At 77.5% G+C, this 15766-nt stretch carries 13 protein-coding genes; 8 read left to right on the top strand and 5 right to left on the bottom strand.

What is annotated here, in order from left to right; genetic code table 11:
- The 5 genes from ASF82_RS05615 to ASF82_RS05595 all read right to left on the bottom strand — a co-directional run.
- Positions 1-574: Nif3-like dinuclear metal center hexameric protein (locus tag ASF82_RS05615; protein ID WP_235491166.1), on the bottom strand; the 574-nt coding region annotated here is incomplete at its 3' end.
- Between the two features lie 9 nt (positions 575-583).
- Positions 584-1966, bottom strand: coding sequence for a hypothetical protein (locus ASF82_RS05610; RefSeq protein ID WP_056054476.1), 1383 nt, complete (start codon positions 1964-1966; stop codon positions 584-586).
- Positions 1967-2075: 109 nt separating this feature from the next.
- On the bottom strand, positions 2076-3464 hold the full coding sequence (locus ASF82_RS05605) for a glycosyltransferase family 2 protein (protein WP_235491165.1): 1389 nt from the start codon (positions 3462-3464) through the stop codon (positions 2076-2078).
- Complete coding sequence (locus ASF82_RS05600; RefSeq protein ID WP_056054473.1) at positions 3461-4510, bottom strand: hypothetical protein; 1050 nt, start codon at positions 4508-4510, stop codon at positions 3461-3463. The genes ASF82_RS05605 and ASF82_RS05600 overlap by 4 nt, the downstream gene beginning before the upstream one ends.
- The gene (locus tag ASF82_RS05595; RefSeq protein ID WP_056054471.1) at positions 4507-5442 is read right to left on the bottom strand and encodes a WcbI family polysaccharide biosynthesis putative acetyltransferase; all 936 of its coding nucleotides are present in this window, start codon (positions 5440-5442) and stop codon (positions 4507-4509) included. The genes ASF82_RS05600 and ASF82_RS05595 overlap by 4 nt, the downstream gene beginning before the upstream one ends.
- A gap of 330 nt (positions 5443-5772) precedes the next feature.
- Between ASF82_RS05595 and ASF82_RS15520 the strand changes: the two genes are divergently transcribed.
- The 8 genes from ASF82_RS15520 (at position 5773) to ASF82_RS05555 (ending at position 15704) form a co-directional block, all read left to right on the top strand.
- Positions 5773-8100 (top strand): glycosyltransferase, encoded by a 2328-nt coding sequence (locus ASF82_RS15520; RefSeq protein WP_156369926.1) that lies wholly within the window; start codon positions 5773-5775, stop codon positions 8098-8100.
- Positions 8097-9155: a glycosyltransferase gene (locus tag ASF82_RS05585; protein ID WP_056054468.1), complete on the top strand. Its 1059-nt coding sequence runs from the start codon at positions 8097-8099 to the stop codon at positions 9153-9155. Before ASF82_RS15520 ends, ASF82_RS05585 begins: the two co-directional genes overlap by 4 nt.
- Entirely contained in the window at positions 9143-9991 is an 849-nt protein-coding gene (locus tag ASF82_RS05580; protein ID WP_235491164.1) for a glycosyltransferase family 2 protein, read from the top strand. Before ASF82_RS05585 ends, ASF82_RS05580 begins: the two co-directional genes overlap by 13 nt.
- 31 nt (positions 9992-10022) lie before the next feature.
- Complete coding sequence (locus ASF82_RS05575) at positions 10023-11057, top strand: iron ABC transporter permease (protein WP_056054465.1); 1035 nt, start codon at positions 10023-10025, stop codon at positions 11055-11057.
- 122 nt (positions 11058-11179) lie between these two features.
- Positions 11180-12196: an iron chelate uptake ABC transporter family permease subunit gene (locus ASF82_RS05570; RefSeq protein WP_056055868.1), complete on the top strand. Its 1017-nt coding sequence runs from the start codon at positions 11180-11182 to the stop codon at positions 12194-12196.
- Positions 12193-13098 carry an ABC transporter ATP-binding protein gene (locus ASF82_RS05565; RefSeq protein WP_056054462.1) on the top strand — a complete coding sequence of 302 codons (906 nt, stop codon included), beginning with the start codon at positions 12193-12195 and terminating at the stop codon, positions 13096-13098. The genes ASF82_RS05570 and ASF82_RS05565 overlap by 4 nt, the downstream gene beginning before the upstream one ends.
- A 22-nt stretch (positions 13099-13120) precedes the next feature.
- A complete protein-coding gene (locus ASF82_RS05560; RefSeq protein WP_056054459.1) occupies positions 13121-14149 on the top strand; it encodes an ABC transporter substrate-binding protein in 1029 nt (342 codons plus the stop codon).
- A 163-nt stretch (positions 14150-14312) separates the two neighbouring features.
- Positions 14313-15704, top strand: a complete 1392-nt coding sequence (locus ASF82_RS05555; RefSeq protein ID WP_056054456.1) for a GntP family permease — start codon at positions 14313-14315, stop codon at positions 15702-15704.
- The last annotated feature ends 62 nt before the right edge of the window (positions 15705-15766 follow it).

Genomic DNA, 15766 nt, shown 5'->3' with positions numbered 1-15766 from the left:
GGTCGAGCAGCGAGTCGCCGGCGCCCGCGCAGAGCGCCACGGTCTCGACGACGCGGTCGGCGTCTCCGGCCACCCGGACTCCGGAGGCCGTGGGCGGCAGCACGTCGCCGAGCTGGCGGGCGAGCGCGACGAGGCTGGTCGGGCGCGGGAGGCGCCCGACGACGCCGAGCCCGGTGCCCGGGAGGGCGCCCGCCGTGATCGGCGACTGGTCGACGAGGCCGAGCTGGTGGGCCAGCACCCGCGAGGTGCCGGTGGGCACGACGTCGGCGTTGGTGTGCGCCGCGAGGAGGGCGCACCCGGCCCGCTGCAGCCGGGCCACGACGGCGCCCTTGGTCGTGTCGCCCGCCAGCGTCGTCACGCCGCGGAAGAGCAGGGGGTGGTGCGTCAGGAGGAGGTCGGCGCCCAGGGCGACGGCCTCGTCGACGGTGTCGAGCACCGCGTCGACCGCCAGGTGCACGTGCCGGACGGGCTGCTCGGGGTCGCCGAGCACGAGGCCCGGAGAATCCCACGACTCGGCGCCCGCGAGGGGCCAGAGGCGCTCGACGGCGGCGGAGACGGCTGCGAGGGAGGACACCCCGTCAGCCTAGTCGCGGGCCGCCGGGCGGACGAGGGCGACGGACGCGACCACGACCACCGCGACGAGGGCCGCGGCGACCAGGGCGACGAGCAGGCCGACGACCGGCTCGAGCGGGGCGCCGCCGAGCAGGTAGCCCTGCCACGAGAGGGCCTCCGACGAGGGGGCCAGCAGGCCGAGGCCGACGACGGCGGAGAGCACGACGGCGGCCACGACGGCGATCGGGCCCCGGGTCTCGAGCCGGGCGTCGCCCGGGCGGCGCTGCGAGGCGACGCGGAGCGCCGCGGTGGCCACGAGGCCCCCGACGACCGGCACCGAGAGGGTCGCCACGACGGCGGAGACCAGGAGGCCGGCGTCGAGGAGCGTGAGCACCAGGGCGGCGAGGACGACGAGGACGCCGACGGCCAGGCCGGCCAGGGCGAGGGGGCGTCGCGAGGGCGCGGCCACGGCGACGGGGGCGACCGGGGCGTCAGCGGCCGAGGTGCCGGCGACGACGTCGGAGGGCACGGGAGCCGGCTCGGCGCGGGCGACCTCGGCGGCGGCGGCGGTCGTGACCGGTGCCGGGGAGCCGGCGGGCGCCTCCTCGACGACCTGCGGGCCCTCGGGGGCAGGAGCGACGTCGAGGACGGCGGGCTCGGCGGCCTCGGACGAGACCTCCGGGGCGACGGCGACCTCGTCGCGCGGAGCGAGCGTCAGGGGCAGGACGACGTCGATGACGCCGGTGAAGCGGAGGCGGGTGCGCTCGAGGGCCTCGGCGGCCTCGTCGGTGCCGATGCGGCCGACCTCGTCGGCCCAGCGGGCGAAGCGGGCGGCCTCCTGGCGGCGCGCCTCCATCTGGGCCTGGACGACGGCCATCAGGTCGACGGTCGCCGTGTCGTCGAGGCGTCGCTCGACCATGCGGACGAGGACGTCGTCGTCGAGCGAGATGCGCTCGGGCGGCTGCGGCAGCGACGGGTCGACGGGCTCGGCGAAGACGGGGAGGGTGATGCTCGACGTGTCGAGGGAGTGGCGCGCGACGCTCGCGGGGCGGGGCTCGGCGGCGTCGGTCGGCACGACGTCGGCGGGCACGTCGGCCCGGTGCGACGGGACGGAGACGGGACGCGGCTCGCGCACCGGGGCGCTCGGCTCGACGACCGCCGTCGGGTCGAGGTCGGCGGGCGACGGCTCGGGGTCGACGGGCGACTGCTCCAGGTCGGCGAGGGCCTCGGGCGTCAGGGTGGGTGTCACGGGGCGGAGCTCCTGGTCGGTCGCCTCGGGCGGGGCGGTGGCCTCCGCCTCGGGCGACGTGCGGGGCACCGGCTCGACGAAGGTCGAGCGGTGCCGCTGGGGCGCGTCGTCGGCCTCGGGCACCACGATGGTGTCGCCCTCGGCCGTCCGCACGCTGTCGGTCATGGCGGGACGGTACCTCGGGCGGCACGCCGGGCCGGGGAGGCTCGCCGGTGTGACCAGCAGGAACGACGGAGTCGCGGGGCCGTCGGCAGGCCCGTGCGGTGCCTGCCCCTCAGCCCCACCCGCCGAGCCACGCCGCGAGGGAGGGCTCGCCGACGAGGGGCTCGAGGCCGTCGGCCGCGCGGCGCTCCGTCCGGAAGAGGTCGTCGCGCTCCCAGCGCGCCCGCCGCAGCTCGGCCCGCCGGGACGTGACGCGGGCGACGACGACGGGCGCGGCTCCGCCGGCCTCGTCGGCCCTGCCGCCCTCCCGCCCACCGTCCTCAGGCTCCACGGCGCACAGCTCGACGGTGCCCAGCTCGCCGACGCCGACCTCGGCCACGGCCCGGACGAGGGCCACGCCGTCCCGGACCCTCACCTCACCAGGCAGGTCGACCGTCACCCGGGCACCCGTCACGATCTCGGGCCGCTCGGCGACCGCCGCCGCGGAGACGACGCGCGGGTCGCCGCCGACGGCCGACGCGACCTCGCTCGGGACGACGACCCGCGCCTCCGGCAGCGCCGCCAGGACGGAGTCCGCCGTGAGGAAGGCACGCCCCGGCGACAGGGCGCGGCCGAGGCGGACGACGACGTCGACCGGCCCGTCGCCCCCCCGCAGCGCTCGGGGGCGGGAGCCGGACACGGCCACCAGCCTGCTGAGCGTGATCGTCTCCGCGTTCTGACGCCGCTGCCGGGCCTCGTCGTCGCCGGAGCGACCGGCCCAGTCCGGGCCGTCGTGCCAGGCGACCGCGTCGCGGACGTGCGCGAGCACGGCCCCGCCCCGCCAGGCGCGGTGGACCCACTCCCAGTCCTCTCCCCCGTACTCGGTGAAGCCCTCGTCCCAGCCGCCGACCTCCTCGACGAGCCACCGGCTGCAGGCCGTGACGGCCCCGATGACGTGGCGGTACGACCGGTCGTCGGCGTCGAGCAGGTCGCGGCTGGCCCGGTGGGCGTCGTCGAGCCACGCGGGCGACGGGAGCTCGGCGGCCGGCCCCGCGACCTCGACCGGTGCGTCGACCGGGACGCCGCCGAAGTCGGCGTGCCGGCGGCGCCCCACGGCCACCACCTCGGGCGCGAGGGCCGGCAGCCGGGTCACCGCGGCGACGTAGCCCGGCTCGGGCGCCGTGTCGGCGTCGAGGAAGACGAGCACGTCGCCGGTCGCGGTCCGCACGCCGAGGTTGCGCGCGGCGGCCAGCCGGAAGCCCTCGTCGCGCTGCCGCACGAGCACGACGCCGGGCGGCACGACGGGCGCCTCGGGCGACCCGTCGTCGACGACCACGACCTCGAGGCGGTCGGCGGGGTGCGTCTGCCGGGCGAGGGCCGCGAGCGTCCGGTCGAGCTCGGCCTGCTGACGGTAGTGGGGCACGACGACGCTCACGCGGGGCGGCTCCGCGGGGAGGTCGCCGTCGAGCAGGTCCCAGCGGTTGCCGGGCAGGCCCCGCCCCCACGGCGGCCGCGCGGTCACCAGGCCACCTCGTCGGCCCACCAGCGCACCGAGGCCGCCGCGACGTCGGCGAGGCCGGGCGCCGTCACCGCCGTCGGCTCGAGCCAGGTCGAGGCGGGGTCGGCGAGGGCCGCCGCCAACGCCGTCACGAGGTCGTCGGGGTCGACGAGGGTCAGGGTGCCCGGCCGCAGCTCGGCCATCTCGCGGGAGTACCTCGTGTCGGGGACCAGCGGGCGCCGCCCGGCCGCGATCCAGGTCGCCATCGATCCGGAGGCCGAGACGTGGCGGTGGGCGGCGACGGGCACCGCGGCCCGGCGGCAGCGCTCGAGCAGCTCGTCGTCGTCGAGGTAGCCCGTGACCTCCAGTGAGACTCCGCGGGAGGCGGCGCCGGCGACGAGCTCGGCGAGCTCGGCCTCGTGGCCCGTCGACGCGCGCCCCAGGGCCGCGACCCGCAGGGCCGACCCGGCGGCCCGCAGCTCGACGACGGCGTCGACGAGCTCGGCGTGGCCCTTGCCCGGGTAGAAGAACCCGATGACGGCCGCCGTCCCGTCCGGCCGTGGGCGCTGCCCGGGCGCGGGCACCGGCCCGACGGGGTCGACGGCCAGGGGCAGGACGGCCGCCCGGGCGCCCGCCCCGTCGAGGACGTGCTCGTCGAGCAGCAGCGCCTCGTGCCGGCTGTTGCAGACGACGCCCGCGGCCGCCTCGACCACGCGCCGGTAGCACTCGGCGCGCCGCGGGAGGTTGCGCTCGCCGTCGGAGGGCTGCGGGAGGTCGTGCAGGGTGACCGTGAGCGACGTCCGGCGCGCGAGGTCCTCGACGCGGTCGGCCGCCTCCTCGGGGGACCCTCCCCAGAGCCGGTCGGTGAAGTGGAGGTGGGACCGGGCCGGAGGCGCGGTGCCGGTGAGCGCGTCGGGCCCGACCGCGAGGTCCCGCCCGACCAGGGCCGCCACGGCCTCGGCGACGCGACGGGCGTACGTCGAGACCCCGTGCTGCGGGTCGTCGGTGACGACGAGGGCCGGCAGGCCGGCGGAGCCGGGCGCCGAGGGCGCCGGCACCGGGCCGCTCACGACAGCCCCAGCAGGCGCAGCGCGTCGGCGTGGCGGGCGAGCGCCGCCGTCACGACCTCGGGGTGGTCGGCGTACCAGCCGAGGTGCGCCTCCTCGACCTCGGCCGCCTCGACGCGGCGGCCACCGACGACCCAGTGGTCGGTCGGCGCCTCGTCGAGGCCGAACGCCTCGACGACGACGGCCTCCCGGGGCGCGTGCACGCTGTCGAGCAGGGGGCGCCCCGGGTCGACCTCGTGCTCGGGCAGGGCGAGCCGACGACGGACCCGCTCGGCCAGCGAGCGCCAGACGGGGTTGCCGGGGTGGTTGAGCGTGCGCATCTGGGCGAAGGAGGGGCGGTCGAAGAGGTCGGAGACGACGACGGCGTCGTGGGCCTCCTCGCGCCGGCGCAGCTCGGCCCGGGAGAGCTCGGCGACCGCCCGCACGGACTCGGGCCGGAGCGGGGGCAGCGGCGAGGGCGCGTCGACGGCGCCGCCCCGCGCCGCGGCCCGCACGACGAGCCGCAGGTCGTGGTACTCGACGACGGGCGGCACCAGCGACGCGTCGCTCGGCGGCCGGACGATGGCGTGGGCCGGGTAGAGGCCCGCGAACCGGATGACGGGCACCCGCACGACCCGGGCCCGCGCCGGCAGCGCCGCCGCGAGCTGCGCCGTCCCGAGGGGCAGGCCGTGGTAGTCGTCGCGGACGGGCTGCGAGACCAGCAGCTCCGCCCGGGCGAGCCAGCGGGCGAGGTGCGGGAGGTCCGTGGCGACCAGCTCGTGGACGGCGGGCGTCCGCACCGTCCGCAGGCCGCCTCCCTCGAGGGCGATGCGGAGCGACTCCGCCTGGCAGTTGCCGACGACGAGCGCGACGGCGCCGTCGCCCTCAGGCTCGCTGAGCCCGTAGAAGTCGCCGTAGTGGCGCGTGCGGCCGTCGACGACGGGGGTGGTGGTCACGATGGGGTCGCCTTCCTGCCGGCGACGGTCGTGGCGGGCAGCCCCAGCTTGCCGGGTCCGGGGCCCTCCCGCCCGGCGCGGATCAGAGGGGTACACGCACACAGGGCCTGAGAGCCTCCCGAGGACTAGCGTCCGTGGAGGCCGCTCCCATCGGCTCACCCCCTCCTCGACACCGACCGGCCCCCCGGACGTCAGCAGGGTCCTGCGGACTCGTCCGCCCCGCCCCAGACGACACGCCGAGGAGGCACGATCATCGATCCCCTGAACGACCGGGTCGCTCCCCCGCAGCCGCTGCTCCGGGTCGCGTCCGTCCCCGCCGCCCACCCCTACGTGCGCGCGCTCGACGCGGCGGACCGCTCCGCCACGGTCGTCCGCCTCGCCGACCCGGCCCCGGCCGGCGCCGGCCCCGGCCAGTGGTGGCCCCCCGTGATGGTCGACGCCGGCTGGGTCCGGGCGCACGCCGACGAGTTCGACCTCCTGCACGTCCACTTCGGCACGGAGTCGTTCACCCTCGAGCACCTCGCGGGCGTCGTCGCCGCGCTGCGCGAGGTCGGCAAGCCGCTCGTCTACACCGTCCACGACCTCGAGAACCCCCAGCTCGTCGACCAGGGCGACCACGCCGCCCAGCTCGACCTCCTGGTGCCCGCCGCGGACGTCGTCCTGACCCTCACGCCCGGAGCCGCCGCCGAGGTGGCCCGGCGCTGGGGGCGCGAGGCCGTCGTCGTCGCGCACCCCGACCTGCTGCCCCTCGACGCCGAGGCGCCCTCCGGCCGGGCGTCCGACGCGCTGGTCGTCGGCGCGGCGCTCCGCGACCTGCGGCCGAACATCGACGCCGTCCGCGCCGTCGAGACGCTGCTGGCCGCGGCCGAGCTGCTGCGCCGCGACGGCACCGACGTCGTCGTCCGCGTCGACCTCAACGAGCGCGTGCGGGACGAGGAGGCGCGGGCCCGCGTGGCCGCGCTGGTCGCGTCGGACCCCCACGCCGTCCTCGACGTGCACCCCCGCCTCTCCGACGACGAGCTCGCCGCGTCGCTCGCCGACCTCGACGTGGCCGTGCTCCCCTACCGGCACGGCACCCACTCCGGCTGGGTCGAGCTCTGCTGGGACCTCGGCGTCCCCGTCGCCGGCCCCCGCGTCGGCTACGCGGCCGAGCAGCACCCGGACTCCTTCGCAGCGTTCGACGCCGGCGACCCCGCCACGCTCGCCGAGGCCCTCCGCACCCTGACCGACGGCCGGGGAGGCCGTCCCGGCAGCGCCGCCCGGGCCGAGCTCGTCGCGCGCCGGCGCCTCGTGCGCCGGGTGCAGCGGCGCACGGTGGCCGCGACGCACGACGAGGCCTACGCCGCCGCGCTCCGCTCGGCGGCCGACCGCTCGGGCGCCTCCGCGCCGGAGCCGCGCGGCCGGGCGGACGCCGCCGAGCCGGGCGACGCCTCCGGCCGCGACGGGGAGCCCCTCCGCATCGCCGTCGTCGCACCGCTCCGGTACCCCATCCGCCAGCCGCACGCCGGCGGGCTCGAGTCGTCGGTCTGGAACCAGGTGCGGACGCTCCGTGCCCGCGGCCACCACGTCGTGCTCTGCGCCCCCGAGGGCAGCGACTTCCTGGAGGGCGGGCCGACCGAGTTCACCCTGCCGCCCGTGGTGTGGGACGATCCCGCCGAGGCGACCGACACGACGTACCCGGCCGGCTACCTCGAGCGGGCGCTCCCCGCCCTCGACCGGGCCCTGGCCTGGGTCGCCGAGCACGCCGGCCAGTTCGACGTCGTCGAGAACCACAGCCTGCACGGCCTGCCCCTCTCGTGGGCGGGCCGACTCGGCGTGCCCGTCGTGTCGACGCTGCACACGCCGACGCTGCCCGACCTGCTCGAGCACCACGCCCGCGGGCCCGAGCCGCGCAGCGCCTTCCTCGCCGTCAGCGACCACACGGCGCGGGAGTGGCGGGCGGCGGGCGTCGAGTCGCTCGTGCTGCCGAACGGCGTCGACACCGACCTGTGGCCGCTCGGGCCGGGCGGCGACGACCTCGTCTGGTCGGGGCGGCTCGTGCCCGAGAAGGGCGCCGACCTGGCGATCGCAGCCGCCCAGCTGACCGGTCGGCGCCTCGTGCTCGCCGGCCGCGTCGGCGACGCGGCCTGGTTCGAGGAGGCCGTCGAGCCGCACCTCGGCGACCGGGTCCGCTACGTCGGCGAGCTCGACCAGCGCAGCCTCGCCGACCTCGTCGGCCGCAGCGCCTGCGCGCTCGTCACGCCCGTGTGGGAGGAGCCGTTCGGCCTCGTCATCGCCGAGGCGCTCGCCGTCGGGACGCCGGTGGCGGCCTTCGACACCGGCGGCGTCTCGGAGGTCGTCGGCTCGTCGGCCGGAGCGGGCCTCGTCGCCATGGGCGACGCCGACGCGCTGGCCCACGTCGCGGAGGGGCTCGCCGCGCAGTCGCAGAGCACCCCCGGGTTCCGGGCGCGCATCCGCGAGGACGCCGTCGACCGGCTGTCGCTGCGGCACCGCGCGGGCGTGCTCGAGGGCCTCTACCGGTCGCTCGTCGAGACCCGCCGAGGCGTCTCGTCGACGTCGTCGCCCTCCCCGGTCGACACGGGCACGGTCGACACGGGCACGGTCGACACGCTCGACTCCCTCGACGTGACCGACGCCGGCGCCCGGGCCGACGCGTGAGCGACGCCCCGCCGCTCGTCGGCTGGTACGTCCACCACCACGGGGCCGGCCACGTCACGCGCTTCACGGCCGTCCGTCCGCACCTCACCGCACGGGTGGTCGTGTTCAGCAGCCTGCCCGCCCCCGCCGGCCTCCCCGCCGACACCGAGTGGGTGCTCCTGCCGCGCGACGACGAGCCCGTCGCGCCCCGTTCGGGCGACGGCGCCGACCTCGACCCCCTCGACGCCTCCCCGACGGTGCGGGGCCTGCTCCACTGGGCCCCGCTGCACCACCCCGGCCACTCCGGGCGGCTGGCCGCGATCGCCGGCTGGGTCGCCGAGCACCGGCCGGCGGCGTTCGTCGTCGACGTCTCGGTCGAGGTCGCGCTGCTCGTGCGCCTCCTCGGCGTGCCGCCCGTCGTCGTCACCCAGCCGGGCGACCGCTCCGACGAGCCCCACCTCCTCGCCTTCCGCGCCGCCGAGCGGGTCCTCGCGCCCTGGGCGCCGGGCCTCCACGCCTCCCCCGCCCTCGACGTCGCCGCCGACCGCGTCCGGACGGTGGGGGGCATCTCGCGCTTCGCCGGTCGACCCCGCGCGGTGCGCCCCGCGGCCCCGGCGGGCCCGCGCGTGCTGGTGCTGCCGGGAGGGGGCGACGGAGGCGCGGGTCGCCTCGCCGACGACGTCGCGCGCGCCGCGGCGGTCACCCCCGGCGCCTCGTGGACCCTGCTGGGCGGCGAGGCGGGCGCGTGGGTGGACGACCCCTGGGAGCTCCTGTCGACGGCCGACGTCGTCGTGACGGCGGCCGGGCAGAACAGCGTGGCCGACCTCGCCGCCGCCGGGGCCCGCGCCGTCGTCGTGCCGCAGGGCCGCCCGTTCGACGAGCAGGGCGCGACGGCGCGCCTGCTGGCCGACCGCGGCCTCGCCGTCGTCGTCGACGGGTGGCCGGCCGACGAGGCGTGGCCCGCCCTCCTCGACCGGGCGCTGGCGACGACGCCCGACTGGTCGACCTGGCAGGTCGAGGGCGCGCCCGCCCGGGCCGCGGCCGTCGTCGCGGAGGTGACCTCGTGGCAGCGCTGACGGTCGCCGTGACGCTGTGCTCGGAGGCGCGGCTCGGCCACCTGCGGGCCCAGCGGGTCCGCCTGGGCCGGCTGGCGCCTCCGGTGCCCCATGTCGTCGTGTGGCTCGACGAGTCCCCGGCCCCGGAGGGCGCGGGGCTGGAGGACGCCGTCGTCGTGCACGTCCCGCCGGGGCCGGACGGCCTGCGGCTGGCCGAGGGCCGGAACCGCGGCGCCGCGGCGGCCCGGGCGCTCGGGGCGAGCCTGCTCGTGTTCCTCGACGCGGACTGCGTGCCCGGGCCCGACCTCGTCCGCGGCTACGAGGCCGCGGCGGCCCGGCACCCCGGCGCGCTGCTCTGCGGCCCCGTCACGTACCTGCCCGAGGGCGCGAGCCTCGCCGAGCTCGACCGTGACCCCGCGGGGCTGACGCGCCCGCACGCGGCCCGGCCCGCGCCTCCCGCCGGCCGCACCGTCGTCGCGCGCGACGGCGACCACCGGCTGTTCTGGTCGCTCTCGTTCGCGCTCGGCGTCGACACCTGGGCCCGCGTCGGCGGCTTCTCGGCGGAGTACGAGGGCTACGGCGGGGAGGACACCGACTTCGCGTTCGCGGCGCACGCGGCGGAGGTGCCGCTCGTCTGGGTGGGCGGCGCGCACGCCTACCACCAGTGGCACCCGACCTCCTCGCCGCCGTGGCAGCACCTCGACGACATCCTCCGGAACGGGCGGGTGTTCGCCGAGCGCTGGGGCAGCTGGCCCATGGAGGGGTGGCTCGCCGCCTTCGAGGAGGCCGGGGCGATCGAGCGCCGCGGCGGGGGCTGGGCACGGACGACGCGCGCGGCGACGGAGCAGCCGGCCTGACCTCGGGGTGAGGGTAGGCTAACCTCACCTGGTGACCTCGTCCGCTCCTCCCCTCTCCACCTCCGGCCTCGGTGCTGCCCGGCGGGCCGCTCCCCGGGGCGTGCTCCTCCTCGCCGCACTGGTCGTCGTCGTCGCGGCGAGCCTCACCCTCGGCAGCGCCGTCCTCTCGCCGGCCACCGTCGTCGGCGCCCTCCTCGACCCGGCCCGCGACGTCGGGTCCGTGGTCTGGGGCTCCCGCGTGCCGCGGACCGTCCTCGGGCTGCTGGTGGGCGCCTCCCTCGGCCTCGCGGGCGCCGTGATGCAGGGCCAGACGCGCAACCCCCTGGCCGACCCGGGGCTCTTCGGCGTCTCGGCCGGGGCGAGCCTCGCCGTCGTCGTCGGCGTGTACGTGCTCGGCACGAGCTCGGTCGTCGCGACGCTCTGGCTCGCGCTCGTCGGCGCCGTCGTCGCGAGCGTCGTCGTCTTCTCGGTCGCCGCCCTCGGGCGGGGGCTCGCGAGCCCCGTGCCGCTCGCGGTCGCGGGGTCGGCGGTCTCGGCCCTCCTCGTGGCGCTGACGTCGTTCCTCGTCCTCTCCGACGAGACGACGCTCGCCGCGTACCGCATCTGGGTCGTCGGCTCGCTCTCCGGCCGCTCGCTCGACGGGGCGGGGCCCGCCGTCGCCGTCGCCCTCGCCGGAGCGGCCCTGGCGGCGGTCAACGCCCGGTCGCTCGACACGCTCGCCCTCGGCGCCGAGCTCGCCCGGGGCCTCGGCGAGAGCCTCCTCCGGGCACGGCTCGTCGGGCTCGGGGCCATCACCCTGCTGACGGCCGCCGCGGTCGCCGTCAGCGGGCCGATCGGCTTCGTCGGGCTCACGGCCCCGCACCTGGCCCGGGCGCTGGTCGGGGGCGGGCACGCCCGGCTGCTGCCGGCCTCGGCGCTCGTCGGCGCGGTCGTCCTGCTCGCCTGCGACGTCGTCGGCCGGCTGGTCGGAGGGACGTCCGAGCTCTCGGTCGGGGTCGTGCTCACGGTGCTCGGCGGGGCGGCCTTCGTCGCGATCGTCCGCCGCGGGACGGCGGCCGCGCTGTGAGCCGGCTCGACGCCCGCGCGCCCGCCGGCGGGGGCGGCCCCGCGACCACGCCGCCGGCGCCCGCCGACCGGGTCGCGGCCGGGACCGAGGCCGGGGCTCGGGCACCGGCACGGCCTCGCGCCGTGGGCGGGCCCCGCGCGGCCGCCGCGACGGCGGGCTCGCTGCTGGTCGTCGTCGCCCTCGCCCTGGTGGGGCTCGCCGCGGGGTCGTCGTCGCTCGGGGTCGCCGACGTCGTCCGCACCCTCGCCGGCGGCGGCACGCCCGCCCAGGAGCTCATCGTGCTCGACCTGCGCCTGCCCCGGGTCGCCGGGGCGCTCGTGGTCGGGGCGTGCCTCGGCCTGGCCGGCGCCCTCACGCAGACCTTCGCGCGCAATCCGTTGGCGACCCCCGACATCCTCGGCGTCACCTCGGGCGCCGGCCTCGGCGCCGTCGCGGCGATCGTGCTGGCCGGTGGCGGGTACTCCGTGACGGGAGGGCTGCTCAGCGTCGGCGTCCCGGCGGCCGCGGTCGTCGGGGCCCTCGTGGCCGCCGTGGCGGTGTACGCGCTGTCGTGGCGGGGCGGCGTCGACGGCTACCGGCTCGTGCTCGTCGGCATCGGGGCGACCGCCGCCCTCGGCGGGCTCACGAGCTGGCTCGTCGCCCGCGCCCGGATCACCGACGCCGCGGCGGCCAGCCAGTGGCTCGTGGGCAGCGTCTCGGGCATCTCGTGGGCGAGCGTCTGGCCCGCCCTGGTCGTGTTCGCCGTCGTCGCCCCGCTGGCGGCGTCGCAGACGAGGGCGCTCGACGTCAGCCAGCTGGGCGACGACCTGTCGCGGGGGCTCGGCGTCGCCGTGCAGCGCCACCGCCTCGTCGTGCTCGCCTGCGCCGTGCTGCTGACCGCCGCCGCGGTGTCGGCCGGAGGGCCGCTCGAGTTCGTCGCGTTCGTCGCGCCGCAGCTCGCCCGGCGCGTCGCCGGCACGGGCCGCCCGCCCCTCGCCGCCTCGGCGACGTTCGGGGCGCTCGTCGTCGTCGCCGCCGACCTCGCCACCCGGACGCTGCTGCCCGGCGAGGTGCCCGTGGGCATCGTCACCGCCGTGGTCGGCGCCCCGTACCTGATCTGGCTGCTCGTCCGCCACCGTCGAGAGGACCGACCCGCATGACCGCCCCCACCCGCGACTCCCCCGCCTCCCCTGCCTCCCCTGCCCGCGACTCCCCCGGCCCCGCGCTCCGCGCCCGGGGGGTGACGCTCGGCTACGACCGGCGGATCGTCGTCGACGGGCTCGACCTGTCGATCGAGCGCGGCACCGTCACGACCCTGATCGGCGCGAACGGCAGCGGGAAGTCGACGGTGCTGAGCGCGCTCGGCAGGCTGCTGGCGCCGGTCGCGGGCGCGGTCGAGCTCGACGGCCAGCCCCTCCGCTCGCTGCCCGGCAAGGCCGTCGCGCGACGGCTGGCGGTCCTGCCGCAGAAGCCCCTCACCCCGTCGGCGACGACCGTCCGCGACCTCGTGTCGCGCGGTCGACACCCGCACCAGAGCCTGCTGCGCCCGTGGACGCCCGCCGACGCGGCGGCGATCGACGACGCCCTCGACGCGACGGGGCTCCGCGACCTCGCGGGGCGCGACGTCGGGTCGCTCTCCGGCGGGCAGCTGCAGCGCGCGTGGCTCGCGCTCGTCCTCGCGCAGCAGGCCGACGTGCTCCTGCTCGACGAGCCGACGACCTTCCTCGACCTGGCCCACCAGCTCGAGATCCTGCGGCTCGTGCGGTCGATCAACCGGCGGCGCGGCACCACGGTGGTGATGGTGCTGCACGACCTCACCCTCGCCGCCCGGTACTCCGACCGGCTCGTGGTCGTGGGCGCCGGACGGGTGCTGGCCGACGGGACGCCGTGGGAGGTCCTGACGCCGGAGCTGCTGCGGGAGGCGTTCGACCTCGACGCCGTGGTGCTGACCGACCCGACGAGCGGTGCTCCGCTCGTGGTGCCGCGCGACCCCGACCTGCACCCCGCCGTGGATCCCGCCGGCGAGCCCGGCCACGCGGACGCCGGTGGCGCCACGAGGTAAGGGTAGGCTACCCTTACTCTTCGTGACCATCTCGACGGCCGTGCGCCGCCCCCTCCGCCCCTTCCGCCTCCTCGCGCCCGTCGCGGCCCTCGCCCTCGTGCTCTCCGGCTGCTCGACCGACGCGGGGGGCGACTCCCCCGCCGCCGACGGCGCCGACACCGGCGCCTGGAGCTTCACCGACGACACCGGCACGACGGTCGAGCTCGACCACCGCCCCGAGCGCGTCGCGAGCTTCACCGACTACGCGATCGGCCTGATGAGCTACGGCGTCGAGCCGGTGGCCCTGTTCGGCCGCTACGACGTCGCGAGCGACGCGCGCCTCGAGGGCGCCGACCTCGAGGACACCGCGATCGTCGGGAACTCCTACGGCGAGATCGACCTCGAGGCCCTCGCCGAGGCCGCCCCCGACCTGATCGTGACGGGCATCTACCCCACCGACCGCGAGGGAACCCTCGACCTCGAGGCGCCGTACTACGGCTTCGCCGACGCCGAGCAGCAGGCCCAGCTCGAGAAGATCGCCCCGGTCGTCGCGATCGAGGTCGGCGGCTCGGGCCTCGACGTCATCGACAGCGTCAACCGGCTCGCCTCGGCGCTCGGCGTGGACGACGCGACGATCGCCGACGCGAAGACCGAGTTCGACGCCGCGGCGGCCGACCTCACGGCGGCGGCCGACGAGAGCGACGTCGAGGTGACGGCGATGTACGCCGACGCCGACGGCGTCTACGTGACGAAGCCCGCCGACGAGCCCGAGACCGAGCTGTACCGCAGCCTCGGCGTCCGGTACACGGACCTCCACCCGGACGGGTACTACTACTGGGACATCTTCAGCTGGGAGAACGCGAGCCAGATGATGACCGGCGACGTGCTGCTGGTCAACAACGAGGGCTTCCAGACCGCGGACCTGGAGGCGCAGCCCACCTTCGCGTCGCACCCCGCCCTCGCCGCGGGGCAGGTGCACGACGGCTGGTCGGGCGCCGCCCTCGACTACCGCTCGCAGGCCGAGCACATGACCGAGCTCGCCGAGATCCTGCGCGAGTCGCGACCGCTCTGACGCTCGTCGAGGCGAGGGTGCGTCGTGCCCGCCGCCGTGTCCGGGTCAGTCCGTTTGCAAAAGTCCTACTTTTCATGGCACCCTGACCCGGACGCAGGGCCCGCACCGGGCTCCGGCGTGGGACGGCGCACCTCGCCCGACGAATTCAACGGAGAAGATCGACATGGACGACTGGACACAGACTCTGGAGGCGGGGCCGCTCCTCGCCATCGCGGCGGGGGCCATCGCGCTCATCCTGCTGCTGGTCATCAAGTTCAAGCTGCACGCCTTCCTGACCCTCGTCATCGTCGCGGCGCTGACGGCGCTCGTCGCCGGCGTCCCGACCGGTGCCATCGCCGAGCTGCTCGTGACGAGCTTCGGCACCACGCTCGGCTCCGTCGCCCTGCTGGTCGGCCTCGGCGCGATGCTCGGCCGCCTCGTCGAGTCGTCGGGCGGCGCCCGGGTGCTCGCCGACCGGATGGTCGACGTCTTCGGCGAGAAGCGGGCGCCGTTCGCGCTCGGCCTCGCCTCGCTCATCATGGGCTTCCCGATCTTCTTCGACGCCGGCCTGATCGTCATGCTGCCGATCGTCTTCGCCGTGGCCCGCCGCATGGGCGGCAAGTCGATGCTGCTCTACGGCATCAGCGCCGCCGCCGCCTTCTCGGTCATGCACGTCTTCCTGCCCCCGCACCCGGGCCCCGTCTCGGCGACCGAGCTGCTCGGCGCCGACCTCGGCATCGTCCTGCTCGCCGGCCTCGTCATCGTCTTCCCGCTCTGGTACGTCTCGGGCTACCTGTGGGCCAAGTACGTCAACGCGCGCATCCCCCTCCCCGTGCTCTCGCTCTTCGGCGACGAGAAGGACGACGTGCAGGCCGGCAACCCGCCGAAGGCCAGCACGGTCATCGCCGTCCTCGCCGTGCCGCTCGTGCTGATCCTCCTCAACACCGGCCTCACTTCCCTCTCGTCCGTCGGCGTCGTCGACGGCGACGCCACCTGGGTCCAGGCCCTCGTGCTCGTCGGCACCAGCGGCATCGCGCTGCTCATCTCGGTGCTCGTCGCCGCCGTTGTCCTCGGCCGTGCCCGCGGCGTGAGCGGCAGCGCCCTCGAGAAGGTGCTCGAGAGCGCCCTCGGCCCGATCTGCTCCGTCGTGCTCATCACCGGCGCCGGCGGCATGTTCGGCGGCGTGCTCCGCGCCTCGGGCATCGGCGACGCCCTCGCCGACGTCCTCGGCGACCTCGGCCTGCCCGTCATCGTGGCCGCCTGGCTGATCGCCGCCATCCTGCGCCTCGCCCAGGGCTCGGCCACCGTCGCCCTTGTGACGGCCGCCGGCCTGATCGCCCCCGCCGTCGCCCTGGCCGACCTCAACCCCGTCCAGCTCGCCGCCGTCGTGCTCGCCACCGCCGCGGGCTCGGTCTTCGCCGGTCACGTCAACGACTCGGGCTTCTGGCTCGTCGGCCGCCTCATGGGCATGGACGTCAAGACGACGCTCCGTGTCTGGACCGTGCAGCAGGCCGTGGAGTCGGTGCTCGGCTTCGCCGCCGCCCTCCTGGTCTTCGGCGTGGGCGCGCTGCTCTAGCCCTCCCCCGCCCCGCCCCGCCCCGGCCCTGCACCGCCCCGCCCCTGCCCGCCGTCCGCCGG

The sequence above is a fragment of the Frigoribacterium sp. Leaf164 genome (assembly GCF_001423665.1).
Lineage (GTDB): Bacteria > Actinomycetota > Actinomycetes > Actinomycetales > Microbacteriaceae > Frigoribacterium > Frigoribacterium endophyticum.
Note: the sequence above shows the minus strand (reverse complement) of the source record. Positions and strands in the feature narration are given on the sequence as shown.

Excerpts from the sequence above, each read along its gene's own strand:
- ASF82_RS05610 (WP_056054476.1), bottom strand. The coding sequence starts at position 1,966 with ATGACCGACAGCGTGCGGACGGCCGAGGGCGACACCATCGTGGTGCCC.
- ASF82_RS05565 (WP_056054462.1), top strand. The coding sequence starts at position 12,193 with ATGACCGCCCCCACCCGCGACTCCCCCGCCTCCCCTGCCTCCCCTGCC.
- ASF82_RS05555 (WP_056054456.1), top strand. The coding sequence starts at position 14,313 with ATGGACGACTGGACACAGACTCTGGAGGCGGGGCCGCTCCTCGCCATC.